This window comes from Pseudomonas sp. Z18(2022), assembly GCF_036346535.1.
GTDB lineage: Bacteria > Pseudomonadota > Gammaproteobacteria > Pseudomonadales > Pseudomonadaceae > Aquipseudomonas > Aquipseudomonas yamanorum_A.
The window spans coordinates 1-17,711 of sequence record NZ_JAOTOA010000003.1 but is presented as its reverse complement, the minus strand read 5'-3'; the positions used below and the strand labels follow the sequence as shown (position 1 = coordinate 17,711).

General features: G+C 61.8%; 21 protein-coding genes and 1 pseudogene. 5 read left to right on the top strand and 17 right to left on the bottom strand.

Annotation, left to right across the window (positions count from 1 at the left end; all coding sequences use genetic code 11):
• Nucleotides 1–47: 47 nt before the first annotated feature.
• Together V3W39_RS08110 and trmB are read left to right on the top strand one after the other, a co-directional pair.
• Nucleotides 48–842 carry a thiazole synthase gene (locus V3W39_RS08110; RefSeq protein WP_010167708.1) on the top strand — a complete coding sequence of 265 codons (795 nt, stop codon included), beginning with the start codon at nucleotides 48–50 and terminating at the stop codon, nucleotides 840–842.
• A gap of 9 nt (nucleotides 843–851) precedes the next feature.
• On the top strand, nucleotides 852–1,577 hold the full coding sequence (trmB, locus tag V3W39_RS08105; RefSeq protein WP_177043866.1) for a tRNA (guanosine(46)-N7)-methyltransferase TrmB: 726 nt from the start codon (nucleotides 852–854) through the stop codon (nucleotides 1,575–1,577).
• 138 nt (nucleotides 1,578–1,715) lie between these two features.
• On the opposite strand, the gene V3W39_RS08100 is transcribed toward trmB, so the two are convergent.
• From V3W39_RS08100 to V3W39_RS08060, 9 genes are all read right to left on the bottom strand, one after another.
• On the bottom strand, nucleotides 1,716–2,039 hold the full coding sequence (locus V3W39_RS08100) for a DUF3392 domain-containing protein (RefSeq protein ID WP_003213776.1): 324 nt from the start codon (nucleotides 2,037–2,039) through the stop codon (nucleotides 1,716–1,718).
• 19 nt (nucleotides 2,040–2,058) lie between these two features.
• Nucleotides 2,059–3,261 (bottom strand): radical SAM family heme chaperone HemW, encoded by a 1,203-nt coding sequence (gene hemW, locus V3W39_RS08095; RefSeq protein WP_330212480.1) that lies wholly within the window; start codon nucleotides 3,259–3,261, stop codon nucleotides 2,059–2,061.
• A complete protein-coding gene (gene rdgB, locus V3W39_RS08090; protein ID WP_177043868.1) occupies nucleotides 3,258–3,854 on the bottom strand; it encodes an RdgB/HAM1 family non-canonical purine NTP pyrophosphatase in 597 nt (198 codons plus the stop codon). The genes hemW and rdgB overlap by 4 nt, the downstream gene beginning before the upstream one ends.
• Nucleotides 3,851–4,285: a DUF4426 domain-containing protein gene (locus V3W39_RS08085; protein WP_177131998.1), complete on the bottom strand. Its 435-nt coding sequence runs from the start codon at nucleotides 4,283–4,285 to the stop codon at nucleotides 3,851–3,853. Before V3W39_RS08085 ends, rdgB begins: the two co-directional genes overlap by 4 nt.
• 21 nt (nucleotides 4,286–4,306) lie before the next feature.
• Nucleotides 4,307–4,927: a methionine biosynthesis protein MetW gene (gene metW, locus V3W39_RS08080; RefSeq protein WP_010167698.1), complete on the bottom strand. Its 621-nt coding sequence runs from the start codon at nucleotides 4,925–4,927 to the stop codon at nucleotides 4,307–4,309.
• A gap of 7 nt (nucleotides 4,928–4,934) precedes the next feature.
• Complete coding sequence (metX, locus tag V3W39_RS08075; protein ID WP_177043869.1) at nucleotides 4,935–6,074, bottom strand: homoserine O-succinyltransferase MetX; 1,140 nt, start codon at nucleotides 6,072–6,074, stop codon at nucleotides 4,935–4,937.
• A 128-nt stretch (nucleotides 6,075–6,202) separates the two neighbouring features.
• The gene (locus V3W39_RS08070) at nucleotides 6,203–6,790 is read right to left on the bottom strand and encodes a YggT family protein (protein ID WP_177043870.1); all 588 of its coding nucleotides are present in this window, start codon (nucleotides 6,788–6,790) and stop codon (nucleotides 6,203–6,205) included.
• Nucleotides 6,791–6,814: 24 nt separating this feature from the next.
• Nucleotides 6,815–7,633 (bottom strand): pyrroline-5-carboxylate reductase, encoded by an 819-nt coding sequence (proC, locus tag V3W39_RS08065; protein ID WP_010167692.1) that lies wholly within the window; start codon nucleotides 7,631–7,633, stop codon nucleotides 6,815–6,817.
• Nucleotides 7,634–7,666: 33 nt separating this feature from the next.
• Nucleotides 7,667–8,353 carry a YggS family pyridoxal phosphate-dependent enzyme gene (locus V3W39_RS08060; protein ID WP_330212479.1) on the bottom strand — a complete coding sequence of 229 codons (687 nt, stop codon included), beginning with the start codon at nucleotides 8,351–8,353 and terminating at the stop codon, nucleotides 7,667–7,669.
• Nucleotides 8,354–8,410: 57 nt separating this feature from the next.
• On the opposite strand from V3W39_RS08060, the gene V3W39_RS08055 reads away from it, so the two are divergent.
• Nucleotides 8,411–9,445 (top strand): type IV pilus twitching motility protein PilT, encoded by a 1,035-nt coding sequence (locus tag V3W39_RS08055; protein ID WP_177112484.1) that lies wholly within the window; start codon nucleotides 8,411–8,413, stop codon nucleotides 9,443–9,445.
• Nucleotides 9,446–9,600: 155 nt separating this feature from the next.
• Here V3W39_RS08055 and V3W39_RS08050 read toward each other — a convergent pair whose 3' ends face one another.
• Complete coding sequence (locus tag V3W39_RS08050) at nucleotides 9,601–10,236, bottom strand: C40 family peptidase (protein WP_177043889.1); 636 nt, start codon at nucleotides 10,234–10,236, stop codon at nucleotides 9,601–9,603.
• 250 nt (nucleotides 10,237–10,486) lie between these two features.
• Between V3W39_RS08050 and V3W39_RS08045 the strand changes: the two genes are divergently transcribed.
• Nucleotides 10,487–10,915, top strand: coding sequence for an NINE protein (locus V3W39_RS08045; protein WP_177043873.1), 429 nt, complete (start codon nucleotides 10,487–10,489; stop codon nucleotides 10,913–10,915).
• 138 nt (nucleotides 10,916–11,053) lie between these two features.
• Here V3W39_RS08045 and V3W39_RS08040 read toward each other — a convergent pair whose 3' ends face one another.
• The 7 genes from V3W39_RS08040 to gshB form a co-directional block, all read right to left on the bottom strand.
• Nucleotides 11,054–12,325 (bottom strand): dihydroorotase, encoded by a 1,272-nt coding sequence (locus tag V3W39_RS08040; protein WP_177043874.1) that lies wholly within the window; start codon nucleotides 12,323–12,325, stop codon nucleotides 11,054–11,056.
• Nucleotides 12,322–13,326, bottom strand: coding sequence for an aspartate carbamoyltransferase catalytic subunit (locus V3W39_RS08035; protein WP_330212478.1), 1,005 nt, complete (start codon nucleotides 13,324–13,326; stop codon nucleotides 12,322–12,324). The genes V3W39_RS08040 and V3W39_RS08035 overlap by 4 nt, the downstream gene beginning before the upstream one ends.
• Nucleotides 13,327–13,350: 24 nt before the next feature.
• Complete coding sequence (gene pyrR / locus V3W39_RS08030) at nucleotides 13,351–13,857, bottom strand: bifunctional pyr operon transcriptional regulator/uracil phosphoribosyltransferase PyrR (RefSeq protein WP_330212477.1); 507 nt, start codon at nucleotides 13,855–13,857, stop codon at nucleotides 13,351–13,353.
• Between the two features lie 72 nt (nucleotides 13,858–13,929).
• On the bottom strand, nucleotides 13,930–14,367 hold the full coding sequence (ruvX, locus tag V3W39_RS08025; protein ID WP_008434150.1) for a Holliday junction resolvase RuvX: 438 nt from the start codon (nucleotides 14,365–14,367) through the stop codon (nucleotides 13,930–13,932).
• Nucleotides 14,367–14,936, bottom strand: coding sequence for a YqgE/AlgH family protein (locus V3W39_RS08020; RefSeq protein ID WP_177043877.1), 570 nt, complete (start codon nucleotides 14,934–14,936; stop codon nucleotides 14,367–14,369). Before V3W39_RS08020 ends, ruvX begins: the two co-directional genes overlap by 1 nt.
• Nucleotides 14,937–15,003: 67 nt before the next feature.
• Nucleotides 15,004–15,903 carry an energy transducer TonB gene (locus V3W39_RS08015; RefSeq protein WP_330212476.1) on the bottom strand — a complete coding sequence of 300 codons (900 nt, stop codon included), beginning with the start codon at nucleotides 15,901–15,903 and terminating at the stop codon, nucleotides 15,004–15,006.
• Nucleotides 15,904–15,980: 77 nt separating this feature from the next.
• Nucleotides 15,981–16,934: a glutathione synthase gene (gene gshB / locus V3W39_RS08010; RefSeq protein WP_010167673.1), complete on the bottom strand. Its 954-nt coding sequence runs from the start codon at nucleotides 16,932–16,934 to the stop codon at nucleotides 15,981–15,983.
• Between the two features lie 196 nt (nucleotides 16,935–17,130).
• Here gshB and V3W39_RS08005 point away from each other — a divergent pair.
• A pseudogene (locus tag V3W39_RS08005) lies at nucleotides 17,131–17,711 on the top strand (hypothetical protein); the annotation flags it as partial.

The window sequence follows — 17,711 nt, the reverse complement described above, 5'->3', positions numbered from 1 at the left end:
CGCCAACCCGCATTCTGCAGAACCTCACCCCATTTCGAGGATTTCCCATGAGCATCGTTCGTAGCGACAAGCCTTTCGTCCTGGCCGGTCGGACCTTCCAGTCCCGTCTACTGGTCGGCACCGGCAAGTACCGCGACATGGAAGAAACCCGCCTGGCCATCGAAGCCTCGGGCGCAGAGATCGTGACCTTCGCCGTGCGCCGCACCAACCTCGGCCAGATCGAAGGCGAGCCGAACCTGCTCGAAGTGCTGTCGCCGGATCGCTACACCTTCTTGCCGAACACGGCCGGCTGCTACGACGCCATCGAGGCCGTGCGCACCTGCCGCCTGGCCCGTGAGCTGCTCGACGGCCACAACCTGGTGAAGCTGGAAGTGCTGGCCGACCAGAAAACCCTGTTCCCCAACGTGATCGAAACCCTCAAGGCCGCCGAGACTCTGGTCAAGGAAGGCTTCGACGTGATGGTCTACACCAGTGATGACCCGATCATTGCCCGCCAACTGGCCGAAATCGGCTGCATCGCGGTGATGCCGCTGGCCGGCCTGATCGGTTCCGGCCTGGGCATCTGCAACCCGTACAACCTGCAAATCATCCTCGAAGAAGCCAGGATCCCGGTGCTGGTGGATGCGGGCGTAGGCACTGCGTCTGACGCCACCATCGCCATGGAGCTGGGGTGTGATGCAGTGCTGATGAACTCGGCCATCGCCCACGCGCAGCAACCGATCATGATGGCTGAAGCCATGAACCACGCGATCGTCGCGGGCCGCCTGGCGTACCTCGCCGGGCGCATGCCGAAAAAACTTTACGCCAGCGCCTCCTCGCCGCTGGATGGTCTGATCAAGTAAGAGCCATTGATGACTGAATCAAACGAAACGCCGAACACCCTGGAAGAAGGCGACGAGTCCAAGCACCGCCGCATCAAGAGTTTTGTGATGCGCGCCGGTCGCATGACCGAAGGCCAGCAAAAGGGCCTGGAGCAGGGCACGCCGCTGTTCGTCCTGCCGCTGGTGGATGAGCCGGTGGATTACGACCAGGTGTTCGGCCGTTCGGCGCCACGCTCCCTGGAAATCGGCTTCGGCATGGGCCATTCCCTGCTGGAAATGGCCGCAGCTTCGCCGGAACAGGACTTTATCGGGGTTGAAGTACACCGCCCAGGTGTCGGCGCGCTGCTTAACGGCGTGCTGACTCAAGGCCTGACCAACTTGCGGGTCTACGATTGCGACGCAATCGAAGTGCTCAACCGCTGCATCGCCGACAACAGCCTCGACCGCCTGATGCTGTTCTTCCCGGACCCATGGCACAAGAGCCGCCACCACAAGCGCCGCATCGTCCAGGCTTCCTTCGCGGAACTGGTGCGCAGCAAGCTGAAAGTGGGCGGCATCCTGCACATGGCCACCGACTGGGAACCGTATGCCGAATACATGCTGGAAGTGATGGATGTAGCCCCGGGCTACCGCAACCTGGCTGAAGACGGCAAATGCGTCCCGCGCCCGGCCGAGCGGCCGATCACCAAGTTCGAACGTCGCGGCGAGCGACTCGGGCATGGGGTTTGGGATTTGAAGTTCGAGAAAGTGGACTGATTAGCTGGAAGCCAATAACACAATCAACTGTGGGAGCTGGCTTGCCTGCGATAGCATCACCTCGGTATCACTGATACACCGAGGTGTCTGCATCGCAGGCAAGCCAGCTCCCACATTTGTTTTGTGCTGTGCTTAACGTCAGCGGCGATCCGCCACAACCCCAATCAACACCAGCACCACCAACAACACCGGCGCCAGGCTGTAGTTATTGAACTGGCTCAACCCCCGCACAATCCACGGCGTGGCATAGATCAGCGCTGCCCCGCTGCCGATCATGCACACCAGCGCCATCAGTGGTACGCGCAGCGCACCCGCAATGCTGCCCAACCGCGCTTCGACCCAGCCCTTGATGTCGGCGCCAAACAGCACCAGCAGGCAGCCGACGAGCGCCAGGGATATTTCCGACAGGTTGCTACGGCTCCAGCGGGACACGGTGGCGAGTAGATCGAGTACCAAATCCATTCGATTTCCTTAAGAGCAATCAGCTCAAAAACTTCTGCAGCAGGTCATTGAGAAAGAGTTGCCCGCGGTCGGTGGCCGCCAGGCGTGACGGTTCGACCTGCATTAAGCCACTTTGTTCGGCATCCTTACGGGCTTCATCGAGGCTGGCCAGGTCCAGGCCGGTACGCTCCGCGTAAAGCTTCGCTTCGACACCATCGGTCAGGCGCAGGGCGTTCATCAGGAACTCGAACGGTAACTCTTCGTTGGTCAGTTCTTTCGCGCCGGCCTGGTAGTTTTTCGCCGGGTTGAGGTAGTCCTTCGGCGCCCGGGTTTTCCAGGTACGCACGATGCGCCCGTCCGGGTGGCTGAGCTTGCCGTGGGCGCCGGCACCGATGCCGATGAAGTCGCCGAAGCTCCAGTAATTCAGGTTATGCCGCGCCGGCCGGCCCGGTTGGGCGTAGGCCGAGACTTCGTACTGCGCGTAACCGTGCTCGGCGAGCAGCGCCTGGCCGGCTTCCTGGATGTCCCACAGGGTGTCGTCTTCCGGCAGCACAGGCGGCTGGTTCCAGAACACCGTGTTGGGCTCCAGGGTCAGTTGGTACCAGGATAAATGCGTGGGCTTGAGGGCGATGGCCTGGCGCAGGTCGCCCAGGGCGTCGTCCAGGGACTGATCGGGCAAACCGTGCATCAGGTCCAGGTTGAAGTTGTCGAACCCGGCCTGGCGCGCCATGCCGGCGGCACGCACGGCTTCGTCACCGTTGTGGATGCGGCCCAGGGCCTCAAGCTTTTCCTGCTGGAAACTCTGGATACCAATCGACAGCCGATTGATCCCCAGCTTGCGGTACGCCACGAACTTCTCTTGTTCGAAGGTGCCGGGGTTGGCTTCCAGGGTGATTTCGATTTCGCCGGCAAACGGGATGCGCGCTTGCACGCCCTTGAGCAGTCGGCCCAGTGCAGCAGCGCTGAACAGGCTCGGCGTGCCGCCGCCGAAGAAGATCGAACTCAGCTCACGGCCATACACCGCGTGCAGGTCCTGATCGAGGTCGGCCAGCAATGCGTCGACGTACTCTTCTTCCGGCAGCACCTTGCTGGCGGTGTGGGAGTTGAAGTCGCAATAAGGGCATTTGCGCACGCACCACGGGATGTGGATGTACAGCGCCAGGGGCGGCAGGTGAGGCAGGGCCGCCCGAGGTGTTTGCGCGCCACCGTGAATCAGTGGCTGCGCGGAGGTGTTCTGGGTCATTTCAGGCCCAGACGCTGGCGCAGCAAATCCATTGCGCGGGCGCGGTGGCTGATCTGGTTCTTGTCGGCCGGGCTCAGTTCGGCGCTGGAGACATTGCGCTCCGGCACCCAGAACAGCGGGTCATAACCAAAACCGTGTTCACCGCTGGCCGCGTGCAGGATGCGCCCGTGCCACAGGCCTTCGCAGAGAATCGGCAGCGGGTCATCGGCGTGACGCACCAGGGCCAGCACGCAGACGAACTGCGCGCCACGCATCGCGTCCGGCACGTCCTTGAGGGCGTCCAGCAGCTTGGCGTTGTTGGCTGCGTCGCCTTTGCCATCGGCATAGCGTGCGGAGTAGATGCCCGGCGCACCGCCGAGGAAGTCCACCGCCAGCCCGGAATCGTCGGCCAGCGCCGGCAGGCCGGAAATGCGCGCGGCATTGCGGGCCTTGAGGATGGCGTTCTCGACAAATGACAGGCCGGTCTCTTCCGGCTCTACCTGACTGAACTCGCCAATCGAACGCAGTTGCACCGACTGGCCGAGCATGGCCTGGAGTTCTTTGAGTTTGCCAGCGTTATGGCTGGCCAATACGAGTTGTGTGAGGTTCATCATTCGGCCGGAAACAGTTCCTGGTTGAAACTGAAACCGTGGGCTTTGCCGCCGGTTTCAACGTTGATCGTGAAAATTCGTACTTCCTGCTGCGGCACGGAGTACTGGGCGAGGTAGTAAATCGCACCCTTCTCGGTGATCTGCTTGAAGGTCAGCATCTCACTCTTGCCGCTCAGGTCCTTGACCGTGCCCGTGACCTGGGCAACCACCGGCGTGACGCCCTTGATCACCGACACATTGATCACGCCCTTGTTCTTGCTGCGCACCAGCTCAACGGCCTGGGCCACATCCGGCTGCAGGAAGCTGGAGGTGAAGGTGTTGTAGTGCACGGTGATGTCGCCGAAATCTTTCTGGCGATTGGGGTCGATAACGTCCGCGGCCATGGCGCTGGCGCCCAGGCAGGCAGTGAGTAGAAAAACAGCCAGGCGACTCATGATCGTCCTCCTTGAAAATGGTTAGACGGCAATCTGGTGGTCCGTCAGGCCCGGGCTGCTGACCCGGTAGATCCCGATCTCACCCAACAGGTTAGGCCATAGCTTACTCGCCCAGCCGTGACGGTGCTGTTGATCGACGGCAAGGCGGTTGATGACCTTGGCATCACGCTCGCCACACAGCGCTTCGAAGTCTTCGAAGGTGCAGAAATGGATGTTCGGCGTGTTGTACCAGGTGTACGGCAGGAAGTCCGACACCGGCATGCGGCCCTTGGTGGCCAGGTACCAGCGGCAGCGCCAGTGACCGAAATTGGGGAAGGTGATGATGCACTGGCGGCCGACGCGCAACATTTCGTCGAGGATCCGGTCCGGGTAATGCACCGCTTGCAGCGCCTGGGTCATGACCACGATGTCGAAGCTGTTGCTGGCAAAGTTGCCCAGGCCCTTGTCCAGGTCCTGCTCGATCACGTTGATGCCCTTGGCCACGCACTGGGCGATGTTGTCCGGGTCGTTTTCCAGGCCATAGCCGGTAACTTGCTTGTTGTCGCGCAGCCAGCTCAGCAGTTCGCCATCGCCGCAACCCAGGTCGAGCACGCGGCTGCCGGCGGGGATCCAGTCTTGGATGATTTCCAGGTCGGCTCTCATGGCGTTCTCACAGTGCGATTCGGTTCATGTAGTTGCTGAAGGCTTGCAGGTAACGCGGGATCGGGATCAGGAAGGCGTCATGGCCCTGCGGTGCATCGATCTCCAGGTAGCAGACATCTTTCTTGGCGGCCATCAAGGCATCCACCAGTTCCCGCGAGCGGGCCGGCGAGAAGCGCCAGTCGGTGGTGAACGACATCACGCAGAACTTCGATGTGGCGTTTTCGAAGGTCTTCGCCAGGTCATCGTCGAAGTTCGCCGCCGGGTCGAAGTAGTCCAGGGCCTTGGTCATCAGCAGGTAGGTGTTGGCGTCGAAACGCCCGGAAAACTCCTCGCCCTGATAACGCAGGTAGCTCTCGACCTGGAACTCGACGCTGTGGAAGTCGTAGTTGAGCTTTTCGCTCTTGAGGCCACGGCCGAATTTCTCGCCCATGGAGTCATCCGACAGGTAGGTGATGTGCCCGACCATCCGCGCCAGCATCAGCCCGCGCTTGGGGATCACGCCCGCTTCCTGGAACGAGCCGCCGTGGAACTCGGGGTCGGTGAGGATCGCCTGGCGCGCCACTTCGTTGAATGCGATGTTCTGCGCCGACAACTTGGGGGCCGAGGCGATGGCCAGGCAATGGCGCACGCGGTCCGGGTAGGTGATGGTCCATTGCAGGGCCTGCATGCCGCCCAGGCTGCCGCCGATCACGGCGGCCCATTGGGCGATGCCTAGTACGTCGGCCAGGCGCGCCTGGCTGTGCACCCAGTCTTCCACGGTCAATACCGGGAAGTCGGCACCAAACGGCTTGCCGGTTTCCGGGTTGAGGCTGCTGGGGCCGGTGGAGCCGTTGCAGCCGCCGAGGTTGTTCAGGCTGACCACGAAGAACGTGTTGGTGTCGATGGGCTTGCCGGGGCCGATGCAGCTGTCCCACCAGCCAGGCTTGCGCTCATCCAGGCTGTGGAAGCCCGCAGCGTGGTGATGGCCGGACAGGGCGTGGCAGATCAGCACGGCATTGCTGCCGGTGGCGTTCAGTTGGCCGTAGGTTTCATAGATCAGGTCGTAGGCGGGCAGCGAACGGCCGCAGGCCAGGGCCAGCGGTTCGCTGAAGTGCGCCACTTGGGGCACGACCAGTCCAACAGAATCGGGGGGGAAGGCAGCTGGCATCGACCCTGCTCTCGTTTAAATGAGGCGTAAGTCTAAAGACCGCTGCACCCAGCGGCAAGCAAAGGCCGGCGGCTGGTGTTTTTAGAGTTTTTTGGGGCAAGGGAGCAAGCTCCCTTGCCTTCCAGCTATCAGATCAGACCGAACAGTTCTTTGGGCATGAATGCATAGAACGCCAGACGCGGAATCACCCAGCTTTGCAGCAGCTGAATCGCGATAAACGCGAAGATCGGCGAGATATCCAGGCCGCCCAGGTTCGGAATCAGGCGACGGAACGGTGCCAGCACCGGTTCAGTGATCTGCGCCACCAGCTCGGCACCCGGGCTGCGGCTGCCTGGAGCGACCCACGAGAGGATTACGCTGATGATCATCGACCAGAAAATGATCTTCAAGAACAGCGAGAAGATCCCGATCAAGGCCCACGGCAGCAACAGCAGCGTGGTGGCCTGGTAGCCGTTGAGCAGCAGGATCACCGCGAACAGCAGGATCTGCAGCAGCAGCGCCAACACCAGCGACGACATGTCCAGGCCGAACAGGCTCGGGATCACCCGGCGCAGTGGCTTGAGCAACGGCTGCGTAGCCTTCACCACGAATTGGCACAGCGGGTTGTAGAAGTTCGCCCGCACCAGTTGCAGGATAAAACGCATCAGCACGATCAGCAGATACAGGCTGCCCAGGGTCTGGATGATGAAAATGGCAGCGTCATTGATTCCGAGCATGTTTGATTCCTATGTTGGGGACGACTATTTGCCCAGCTGCTCGGCCATTTCGGCCGAACGATGTGCTGCGGCACCCAGTGCTTTTTCCACCAGGGCTTCAAAGCCCCCGGCCTGGAACGATTCGATGGCGGCCTGCGTGGTGCCGCCCGGCGAGGTCACGCGACGACGCAACTCGGCGGCATCGACATCGCTGCCGACTGCCATGTTCGCGGCGCCCAGGGCTGTTTGCTCGGCCAGTTGCTCGGCGATTTCGTGGGGCAGGCCCAGTTTCACGCCGGCGGCGGTCATGGCTTCGATCAGCAGGAAAAAATACGCCGGGCCGCTGCCGGACACGGCGGTGACCGCGTCCAGTTGCTGCTCCTGTTCCAGCCACAGGGCGATGCCCACGGCGGACAGCAGCTCTTGTGCCTGGTCGCGCTGCGCAGCGGTCACTTCGCGGGTGGCGTACAAACCGCTCACGCCCTTGCGCAGCAGCGCCGGGGTGTTGGGCATGCAACGCACGATCGGCTGGGCGCCCAACCAGTTGTTCATGCTGGCGCAGGTGATGCCGGCGGCGATGGACACCACCAATTGATGGGGCTTGAGGCTTGGGCGCAGGCTTTCGCACACGGCTTTCATGGCTTGCGGCTTGACCGCCAGCACCACCACGTCCACGCCTTCAATCGCTTGTGCGTTGTCGGCGAAGGTTTCGATACCGTGCTCGGCGCTGACGCGGGCGCGGGTGTCGGCGCCCGGGTCGCTGGCGCGAATCTGTTGTGCTTCCAGGCCCTTGGCCCGCAGGCCGCCGATCAGGCTGGCCGCCATGTTACCGGCACCGATAAAGGCAATACGCGTGTTGCTCATGACAGGTCCTTACTCAGATGGATGTCAGCCATTTCACGGCTGGCCGTAGTCGCGGGCACCAAACAGGGCGGTACCGATCCGCACCCAGGTGGCCCCTTGGGCGATGGCTGACTCAAGGTCATGGCTCATGCCCATGGAAAGTGTGTCGAGCGCCAGGTTCAGGCTCGCTTGCAGGTCGCGCACGGTGGCGAAGGCCGCGTCCTGTTCTGCACGGTCGTCGGTGGGCTCGGGGATCGCCATCAGGCCGCGCAGCTTCAGGCGCGGCAGGGCGCTGATGGCTTCGGCCAGGGCGGGCAGGTCGGCGGGTGTACAGCCGGACTTGCTGGCTTCGCCACTGACATTGACCTGGATGCAGATATTCAGCGGTGGCAGGTCGGCCGGGCGTTGCTCGGACAGGCGTTGTGCGATTTTCAGGCGGTCCACGGAATGCACCCAGGCGAAGTTCTCGGCGATCGCACGAGTCTTGTTCGATTGAATGGGGCCGATGAAGTGCCAACTCAAGGGCAGGTCGGTTAATTCGGCCTGTTTGCCTAGGGCTTCCTGCAGATAGTTCTCGCCAAAGTCTCGCATCCCCGCGGCATGGGCTTCGCGCACGGCGTGTGCCGGTTTGGTCTTGCTCACGGCCAGCAGGTGCACGCTATCACCGTCGCGCTGCGAGGCCTCGGCCGCTGCACGGATCCGCTCGGAAACCAGGCTGATGTTGTCTGCTATGGTCGACATTCAAGTTGCGCCCGTGGATATGGAGTCCGCGGCATTCTACTGGAAATGGAAAGCCCTATGGATATCACTGAACTGCTGGCCGCCGGCGTGCGCCTGCGGGCCTCGGACCTGCATCTGTCGGCCGGGTTGGCGCCGATGTTGCGAGTCGATGGCGAAGTCTGGCCCTTCGACTGGCCGGTGCTCGAGCCTGCGCAAGTGGCGGAGTTGCTCAGCCCTTTACTCAACAATCAGCAGCAAAAGGATTTCGAAATATCTCTTGAAACGGATTTTGCCTTCGAGTTGCCCGAGGTGGCGCGGTTCCGGGTGAATGTGTTTCAGCAGCACCGGGGCATGGGCGCGGTGTTTCGGACCATTCCGTCAACGGTGCAAAGCCTGGAGGGCCTGGGGTTGGGCGAGGTGTTCCGGCGCATCGCAGACTTGCCCCGGGGGCTGGTGTTGGTCACCGGGCCCACCGGTTCAGGCAAGTCCACGACCCTGGCAGCGATGATCGATTACCTCAATACCCATCGCCGCCAGCACATCCTCACCCTTGAGGATCCGATCGAGTTCATCCACCAACCGAAAAATGCCCTGATCAACCAGCGGCAGGTGCATCGCGACACCCACAGTTTCTCGGCCGCCCTGCGTTCGGCATTGCGGGAGGACCCGGATGTGATTCTGGTGGGGGAATTGCGCGACCTCGAGACTATCCGCCTGGCGCTGACAGCGGCGGAAACCGGGCATCTGGTGTTTGGCACGTTGCACACCACGTCAGCGGCGAAAACCGTGGATCGGGTGGTGGACGTATTTCCGGCCGGGGAAAAGGCCATGGTCCGCTCGATGCTCTCGGAGTCATTGCAGGCGGTGGTGTCCCAGGTGCTGGTGAAGAAAGTCGGCGGCGGGCGGGTGGCGGCTCACGAAATCATGCTCGGCACGCCGGCAATCCGTAACCTGATCCGCGAGGACAAGGTGGCGCAGATGTACTCGGCGATCCAGACCGGCGGGGCGCTGGGGATGACGACGCTGGATATGAGCTTGAAGGCGTTGGTCAGCCAGGGGCTGATCAGCCGGGAGCATGCCCGGGAGAAGGCGAGGGTGCCTGGGGATATTTGAGATCGCTTGGACGATGAACATTTAATGCAGGACTGGCTTATGTGGGAGCCGGGCTTGCCCGCGATGCAGGCACCCCGGTGTATCAGTCACACCGCGGTGATGCTATCGCAGGCAAGCCAGCTCCCACACAAGCCAGCTCCTACATCAGCCTCAGATCAGCGCTGCACAATCCGCAGATTATTCTGTTCTTTAGGCAGGACACGCTTGGCAATCACGTAGTTCTTGTCCCAGAACGGCTTCTTCAGCGTATCGATGCTGACCGCTTTGCCACGACGCGGTGCGTGGATGAAGCGGTCGTTGCCCAGGTAGATGGCAACGTGGTTCACCTGGCGGCTCTTCAGTTTGAAGAACAACAGGTCACCCGGCTTCAAATCCTTGCGCTCAACCTTCAGCCCGTGGCCAGCGGCCATGGCGTTGGAGGTGCGCGGCAAATCCACGGCTTTTACGTCGTTAAACGCATATTTCACCAAACCGCTGCAGTCGAACCCTTTACTTGGGCTGCTGCCGCCCCAACGATAAGGAGTACCGAGCACGTTAACGGCGCGGCTGAGGACGTTGCTGCTTTGCTTGGTGTTGACGGCCATCAGCCCTGGAGCTGTTTTACCGTGGGCCTTGCTCAGTTGAGTCGGGCGCTTCACGGTCAGCTTTACCGATTTGGCGGAGCTGGTGGCAGCGTGAGCTTTAGGGGTGAAACCGTTAACTTCTGGAAGACGTTGCTCACGATTGGTGGCGTGGGCGGCCAGTGGCATTAATAGGCAAATGGTTAGCCATGTCTTGAAAAATGGTCGCATTAGGCGTGGCTCTTTTTGGTTTGCGCGCAACTTTATAACAGCTTTTTGTGTCGTTCTAAGGCCGTTTGTCGACTGAACCCTGGGGTCAAATTCAGGAAAACCGTGACGAATTGCCGCGATTGTCCTACACAAGTCAGGCGGTATAAGGCTTTGAGGGATGCGAAGATACCATTTGCCGCATGTCGGGCGCCCGTAAAAAAGTCACAAAGAAACCAGAAATATTTATCTATCGAGGCAAAAGAGGTACTCCATGAACACCTATCGACAGGATGTTTCGCAACAAGACACCCACAGCAAGGTGATCGGTTACCTGCTCTGGATTTTCGGTTTTACCGGTGCTCACCGCTTTTATTACGGCAAGCCGGTGACCGGGACGATCTGGTTTTTCACCTTCGGTTTGCTCGGGATTGGGTGGCTGATCGACTTGTTCCTGATTCCGGCGATGGACCGGGAAGCGGACCTGCGATTCACTGCTGGCCCCATTGAGTACAACGTGGCCTGGATCCTGTTGGCGTTCCTGGGGGTGTTCGGTTTGCACCGCATGTATCAGGGCAAATGGATCAGCGGGATCATTTACCTGCTGACCGGTGGTTTGTTCCTGATTGGCGTGCTGTACGACTTCTGGACGTTGAATACGCAGATTTCGATCCGCAATGCCGAGCGGCTTGGCGGCCGCTAAGCACGTGAACCCAATCAAGTGTAGGAGCTGGCTTGCCTGCGATGCGGGCACCTCGGTGTATCTGATGTACCGAGGTGATGCTATCGCAGGCAAGCCAGCTCCTACATTTGACCGTGCCCACATTAGAGGTGCGAGGGGTCAAGCCTGGTAGCTGATCCGCCCATCCACCAGCGTGTACCGCACCGTCGCCGGCAGGCTATGGCCGATGAACGGGCAGTTCTCGCCCTTGGACAGCCACTGCTCCCCGGCAATCGTGGAGCTGGCCGGGTCAAACAGCACAATATCCGCCGCCGAACCCACCGCCAGCTTGCCCGCCGGCAGGCGCAGCGCCTCGGCAGGGCCCGCACTGAGACGCGCCAGCAGCGTCGGTAGGTCCAGCAAACCATCTTCCACCAGCGTCATCGCCAGCGGCAGCAGCAGCTCGACACTGCTGATGCCCGGCTCTGTCGCGCCGAACGGCGCCAGCTTGGCATCCCGCTCGTGAGGCTGGTGATGGCTGGAAATTGCCGAAACCACCCCGGACTTCACCGCCGCCCGCAAACCGTCACGGTCAGCGCGAGTGCGCAATGGCGGCTGCACGTGATACAGGCTGGAGAAGTCGATCAGCGCCTCATCCGTCAAAATCAGCTGATACAACGCCACGTCCGCCGTCACCGGCAAACCGCGGGCTTGCGCCTGGGCGATCAGGGCCACGCCCCGGGCGCTGGTCAACTGGCTGAAGTGTGCGCGTACGCCGCTTTGCTCCACCAGCAGCAGATCCCGGGCCAGGGCCACGGTCTCGGCGGTTTCCGGGATGCCCGGCAAGCCGAGGAAGCTCGCGGTGGCGCCTTCGTGGGCCAGGCCGCCTTCGGCCAGGTCACGGTCCTGTGAGTGGAAAATCACCGTCAGGTCGAAGGTCGCTGCGTATTCCAGCGCACGGCATAGGGTACGGGTGCTGCGGAAGCTCTCCAGGCCGTTGCCGAAGGCCACGCAGCCGGCATCGCGCAAGGCGATCAGCTCGGCCAGCTGTTCGCCGTCCAGGCCTTTGCTCAGGGCGCCGATAGGGAACACTTTGCAGTTGCCGGCTTCGCGGGCGCGGTCCAGGATCAGCTCGGTCACGGCCGAGGTGTCCAGCACCGGTTTGGTGTGGGGCGGGCAGCACAGGCTGGTGACGCCACCGGCTGCGGCGGCGCGGGTTTCGCTGGTGATGTTGCCTTTGCGGCTGTAGCCCGGCTCGCGCAGGGCTACGTTCAGGTCCACCAGCCCGGGCGCGGCGATCAGGCCTTTGGCGTCGATGGTTTCACTGGCGCTGAAGCCTGCGGGTGCGGCGCCGATGGCAATGATCTTGCCGGCTTCCAGGTGCAGATCGGTGACTTGATCCAGGCCGCTGGCCGGATCGATGACTCGGGCGCCGAGAATGCTGAGCTTCACTGGGCGTTCTCCTGCTCGAATTGACGTTGTGCGGTTTGCCCGCTCATGGCCATGGACAGCACGGCCATGCGGATGGCGATGCCGTACGTAACCTGGTTGAGGATCACCGACTGCTGGCCATCGGCCACCGCCGACTCAATCTCCACGCCACGGTTGATCGGCCCCGGGTGCATCACGATGGCGTCCGGCTTGGCGCCGGCCAGGCGGGCGGTGGTCAGGCCGAACAGGCGGTAGAACTCGCCCTCGCTCGGCAACAGGCCGCCGGCCATGCGCTCGCGCTGCAGGCGCAGCATGATCACCACGTCCACATCCTTCAGGCCTTCGGTCATGTCGGTGTAGACCTTCACGCCGTATTGCTCGATGCCGACCGGCAGCAGGGTCTTGGGGGCGATCACGCGGATGTCCGGGCAACCCAGGGCCTTGAGGGCCAGCATGTTCGAGCGTGCGACCCGCGAGTGCAGGATGTCGCCGACGATAGCCACCGAGAGGTTTTCAAAGCTGCCCTTGTGCCGACGGATCGTCAGCATGTCGAGCATGCCCTGGGTCGGGTGGGCGTGGCGGCCGTCGCCGCCGTTGATGATTGCCACGTTCGGGCACACGTGTTCGGCGATGAAGTGCGCGGCGCCGGAGTCGCCGTGGCGCACCACGAACATGTCGGCGGCCATGGCTTCCAGGTTGCGCAGGGTGTCGAGCAGGGTTTCGCCCTTGCTCGCCGACGAAGTGGACACGTTCAGCGTGATCACGTCAGCCGACAGGCGCTGGGCCGCCAGCTCAAAGGTGGTGCGGGTGCGGGTCGAGTTCTCGAAGAACACGTTGCAGATGGTCTTGCCGCGCAACAACGGGACTTTTTTCACCGCCCGGCCGCCGACTTCGAGGAACGAGTCGGCCGTGTCGAGGATTTCGGTGAGTAGTTCGCGGGGCAATCCGTCGAGGGACAGGAAGTGTTGCAGCTGGCCCTGAGCATTGAGCTGCAGCGGGCGCTTGGCATCTAGAGGCGTCATCGCGGGGACTCTTTACAAGGCGGTTTAAAGGGCAAGGTCTTGCAGTTCGAGTTCGAGCGGCGTGGGACCGGACAATTTTACCCGCTGGTGGGCTTCAAGGGACAGCGTGGCGCCGACCACATCCGGGCTGATCGGCAATTCGCCGGCGTCCAGGTCCAGCAGGCAGACCAGGGTCACGCTGGCCGGGCGGCCGTAGTCGAACAGTTCGTTCAGGGCGGCGCGGATGGTACGACCGCTCATCAGTACGTCATCGATCAGCACCAGGTGCTGGCCTTCGATCTCGAACGGCAGGGCCGAGGGGCGCACTTGCGGGTGCAGGCCGTTCTGGCTGAAGTCGTCGCGGTAGAAGGACACGTCCAGGGTGCCCAGGGGCGACTTGCTGCCCAGTTCTTCCAACAACGCCTGGGCCACCCACACGCCACCGGTGCGAATGCCGATAAAGCGCGGCTCGCTGATGGCACGGTGTTCCAGGTGCGCCTTGAGGCGGATCGCCATCTGGCTGATCAGGTCGGCGGGATTGGGCAGGCTCATGGGTGCTCCTTCTAGGCCTCGCGCAGGCAAGGTCCGGGCTCAAACGTAAGAAGACGCGGCAAGCCGCGTCAGTCAGGATTCAAATAAAGCGGCGTTTTCATCCAGCCATCCCTGCAACAGCAAGGCGGCGGCGATGGCATCCACCGGGTTGTCACGGTAACTGCCTTTCTGCCCGCCACGGTCGCGGCGCTCGCCTTTGGCTTCAAAGGTGGTCAGGCGTTCGTCGTGGGTATAGAAGGGCAGGTTGTAGCGGCCATTCAGGCGGCGGGCGAATTTTTCGGCCCGCAGGCACATCTCGCTCGGGGTGCCGTCCATGTTCAAGGGCAGGCCGACGACTACGGCGTCGGGCTTCCATTCCTTGATCAGGGCTTCGACCTGGTTCCAGTCCGGCACGCCGTTCTGGGCTTTCAGGGTGCACAGCTCGCGGGCCTGGCCGGTGATGACCTGGCCGACAGCGACGCCGATCTGTTTGGTGCCGTAGTCAAAACCGAGGATCAGACGCAAGGCCATCAGGCGTGCCCCGCCTGGCTGGTCAGCAGGCTGAGGTTGATCCGCAGCTTGGCGGCGGCGGCTTCCAGGCGCAGTTCGCTGGGGGTGTTGAACAGGATGTCGGCGTCAAACGGGCAGGTCAGCCAGGCATTGCTCGCCAGCTCCGCCTCCAGTTGCCCGGCTTCCCAGCCGGCGTAACCCAGGGTGATCACACTTTGATCAGGGCCCACGCCATCGGCAATCGCGAACAACACGTCCTGGGAGGTGGACAGGGACAGCCCTTCAAGGTCCACGGTCGCCTGGAATTTCGGCCCGGTGGGGTGCAGCACAAAACCCCGGTCCGTCTGCACCGGCCCGCCGATGTAGATCGGTACGTGCTGGCAACTGGCGGGTGGGTCGATGTCCGGGCGCAATTGCTCGAGGATATCGGCCAGGCTCAGGTCTTGCGGGCGGTTGACCACCAACCCCATCGCACCATTGGCGGTGTGCTCGACGATGTAGGTCAAGGTCTGCGCAAAGTTCGGGTCGGCCATATGGGGCATGGCGATCAGGAATTGGTGCTTGAGGTAGGTCGGGCTGACATTTTTCATGTCCGCTAGTGTGGCGTTGGAGGGGCGAACTGACAAGCTGAGGATGCGTAGGACATTGACGCAATCCTCAATTACTGGACAGCCGATCACCCTTGGCAAAGCGCCAGGTGCGAATGATTTCCAGGCGGTCGATGTCGTTCAAGTCCCCGGTAAACGGCGCAAAAGGCGCCGCCAGGCGCACGATGCGTTGCGCCGCCTGGTCCAGCAGCGGCTGGCCGGAGGACTCCAGCACCTGCACTTCGTACAAGGTGCCATCGCGGTTGATCGACACCAGCAGGCGCAAATTGCCGTAGATCTGCTGGCGGCGGGCTTCGTCCGGGTAGTTCAGGTTGCCGATGCGCTCGACCTTCTTGCGCCACTCGTCCTTATACCAGGCGCCTTTGTCGCGCATGGTGGAGGCGGCATTCAGGCGGTAAATGCGTGGGCGCTTGGCGTACAGCTGTTGTTCGTGGGCCAGTTCGGCTTCCAGGCTGGAGATTTCACTGGAGAGTTGCGAGCTGTCAAACGTCGGGGCCGGCGGGGCAGGCGTGGGTTCGGTCTTGGCCTTTTCCCGTTGGGTGGGGGCCTTTTGCGGTTTGGGCGCAACGGTGGTGACAGAGGCCTTGGGGGCGGCCTGTTTCACTTCCGGCTTGGGCGCCGGCGGTGGCGTGACCTTATTGACCTTGTTGTCCTGGAACGGCGCCACTTCGGTGGTCTTGGGCACGGCCTTCTTGTCGAGGGTGCCGCTGCCTTGCTGGTTGTCCTGGGCGAGAAAGTCAGCCTTCTCGGGCTTCTTTTCGCTTTTGAAGGTGGCGAGGGTGATTTCCAGGGTCTTGGTGATCTGCTTGGGTTCGGCAAAGGTGAAACCCAGGCCGAGGATCAATGCCAGGTGAATCAACGCCGCCAGAAACAGGGTAAATCCGAGCCGATCAGCCGGGCGCACGCCGCTGTGGGAGAGTTCGGGGGGCAGATCGGACGGGAGCGTCATGACAAGAAAACCAACATCGCGCATTTCACAGGTGGGGCATGATAGCGCAATGTTGGTTTGTGTCCGGCTGTTCTATGTCACTTGGCTTGTAGCTTGGAGGCAATCGCCGCCATCAGCATTTCGCCGATGTTCGTGCCAAATGCATTGTCGATCTCGCGAATACACGTCGGGCTGGTGACGTTGATCTCGGTGAGGTTCTCGCCGATAACGTCAAGTCCTACAAACAGCAGGCCTTTTTCGCGCAGGGTTGGGCCGACTTGGGCTGCAATCCAGCGATCCTTGTCTGTCAGCGGGCGGGCTTCACCCCGGCCACCGGCCGCCAGGTTGCCGCGGGTCTCGCCGGCGGCTGGAATACGCGCCAGGCAGTAAGGCACCGGCTCGCCATCAATCATCAGGATGCGCTTGTCGCCGTCCTTGATCGCCGGAATGTAGGCCTGGCCCATGATCTGCTGGGTGCCCAGCGCGGTCAGGGTTTCGAGGATCACCGACAGGTTCGGGTCACCGGCGCGGTGGCGGAAGATCGACGTGCCGCCCATGCCGTCCAGCGGCTTGAGGATCACATCACCGTGCTTGGCGGCGAATTCACGCAGCACATCGGCGCGGCGACTGACCACGGTTGGCGGCGTGCACTGCGGGAACAGCGTGGCGAACAGCTTTTCATTGCAGTCGCGCAGGCTCTGGGGCTTGTTGACGATCAGCACGCCGGCGCGCTCGGCCTGCTCCAGCAGGTAGGTGGAGTAGACGAATTCCATGTCGAACGGCGGATCCTTGCGCATCAGGATCACGTCGAGGTCGCTCAGGGGGCTGTCGATTTCGTCTTGCAGTTCAAACCACTTCTCAGGGTTGGCAAACACCTGCAGGGGGCGCATCCGTGCCCGCGCTTCACCGTCACCCTGGTAAAGGTCCGGCTGTTCCATATAGAACAGGCTCCAGCCGCGGGCCTGGGCGGCCAGCAGCATGGCCAGCGAGCTATCCTTTTTATAGGAGATGCTGGCGATAGGGTCCATGACAATGCCGACGCGAACGCTCATGGGGGATTTCCTCTAGCAAATAAGGGCGCATAAAAGTGGCGTCAGAGTGGCGCTGCGGCTGTTGTGGGTCAAGGGAAATGCTAGGTGCTGTTTGTCGCTGTGGGAAATGTCACACGAGATAGAGTGGGTTGGTCTGATAGCGATTGTGGATGTCGGTTCATAGGGTTGGGGATTCTTTCCGAAAGCGAAAAATCCTATGTACAACCTGTTGAGTCGACTTTTTGGGCTGGGTAACAGTTATGTGGAATCGCGGCCTGAACGGCAGTCTCATCAGGTAAGCCCTGTTCCATCGCCTCCAGTTCCAGAGCCCATTGTCGACCCGCTGCAACCGGTGAAGAACTGGAGCCACCCGTTCAAGGACAAAAACCACCCGCTCTTGCAGTTAACCCAGTTGGCAAAGGCCGAAGCTGGCTACTACCCATTGGGCCGAAATGGTCAGTTTCACGGCGGGGTGCATTTCGACGGTGGTACCGCTGGGGTGCTGGATCAATCCAGCGTGCACTGCCTGGCGGATGGCGAAGTGGTGGCCTACCGCTTCGAAGCACACTCGCCGACGACCACCTTTATCAACAACGAACAGTGCGTGGTCAAACCGTTTTCACGCAATTTCGTGCTGGTCCGCCATCGTCTTCAGCCGCCGAAAATCCAAGGCTGCACGGACACGCCCCCCATCCTGATTTTCTACAGCCTGTACATGCATTTGCAGGACTGGACGGTTTATCAGGCGGATTCAACTATCGTCCGACCAGCCTTCTGGCCTGAGGGCGCCACTCTGCA

What these genes read in the sequence shown, in the direction of transcription:
- V3W39_RS08055 (WP_177112484.1), top strand. Translation starts at nt 8,411, where the DNA reads ATGGATATCACTGAACTGCTGGCCGCCGGCGTGCGCCTGCGGGCCTCG.
- proC (WP_010167692.1), bottom strand. Translation starts at nt 7,633, where the DNA reads ATGAGCAACACGCGTATTGCCTTTATCGGTGCCGGTAACATGGCGGCC.
- V3W39_RS08015 (WP_330212476.1), bottom strand. Translation starts at nt 15,903, where the DNA reads ATGACGCTCCCGTCCGATCTGCCCCCCGAACTCTCCCACAGCGGCGTG.
- V3W39_RS08100 (WP_003213776.1), bottom strand. Translation starts at nt 2,039, where the DNA reads ATGGATTTGGTACTCGATCTACTCGCCACCGTGTCCCGCTGGAGCCGT.
- gshB (WP_010167673.1), bottom strand. Translation starts at nt 16,934, where the DNA reads ATGAGCGTTCGCGTCGGCATTGTCATGGACCCTATCGCCAGCATCTCC.
- metX (WP_177043869.1), bottom strand. Translation starts at nt 6,074, where the DNA reads ATGCCAGCTGCCTTCCCCCCCGATTCTGTTGGACTGGTCGTGCCCCAA.
- V3W39_RS08070 (WP_177043870.1), bottom strand. Translation starts at nt 6,790, where the DNA reads ATGCTCGGAATCAATGACGCTGCCATTTTCATCATCCAGACCCTGGGC.
- V3W39_RS08020 (WP_177043877.1), bottom strand. Translation starts at nt 14,936, where the DNA reads ATGAAAAATGTCAGCCCGACCTACCTCAAGCACCAATTCCTGATCGCC.
- pyrR (WP_330212477.1), bottom strand. Translation starts at nt 13,857, where the DNA reads ATGAGCCTGCCCAATCCCGCCGACCTGATCAGCCAGATGGCGATCCGC.
- trmB (WP_177043866.1), top strand. Translation starts at nt 852, where the DNA reads ATGACTGAATCAAACGAAACGCCGAACACCCTGGAAGAAGGCGACGAG.
- V3W39_RS08050 (WP_177043889.1), bottom strand. Translation starts at nt 10,236, where the DNA reads ATGCGACCATTTTTCAAGACATGGCTAACCATTTGCCTATTAATGCCA.
- rdgB (WP_177043868.1), bottom strand. Translation starts at nt 3,854, where the DNA reads ATGATGAACCTCACACAACTCGTATTGGCCAGCCATAACGCTGGCAAA.
- ruvX (WP_008434150.1), bottom strand. Translation starts at nt 14,367, where the DNA reads ATGGCCTTGCGTCTGATCCTCGGTTTTGACTACGGCACCAAACAGATC.
- V3W39_RS08085 (WP_177131998.1), bottom strand. Translation starts at nt 4,285, where the DNA reads ATGAGTCGCCTGGCTGTTTTTCTACTCACTGCCTGCCTGGGCGCCAGC.
- V3W39_RS08045 (WP_177043873.1), top strand. Translation starts at nt 10,487, where the DNA reads ATGAACACCTATCGACAGGATGTTTCGCAACAAGACACCCACAGCAAG.
- V3W39_RS08110 (WP_010167708.1), top strand. Translation starts at nt 48, where the DNA reads ATGAGCATCGTTCGTAGCGACAAGCCTTTCGTCCTGGCCGGTCGGACC.
- V3W39_RS08060 (WP_330212479.1), bottom strand. Translation starts at nt 8,353, where the DNA reads ATGTCGACCATAGCAGACAACATCAGCCTGGTTTCCGAGCGGATCCGT.
- hemW (WP_330212480.1), bottom strand. Translation starts at nt 3,261, where the DNA reads ATGACCCAGAACACCTCCGCGCAGCCACTGATTCACGGTGGCGCGCAA.
- metW (WP_010167698.1), bottom strand. Translation starts at nt 4,927, where the DNA reads ATGAGAGCCGACCTGGAAATCATCCAAGACTGGATCCCCGCCGGCAGC.
- V3W39_RS08035 (WP_330212478.1), bottom strand. Translation starts at nt 13,326, where the DNA reads ATGACGCCTCTAGATGCCAAGCGCCCGCTGCAGCTCAATGCTCAGGGC.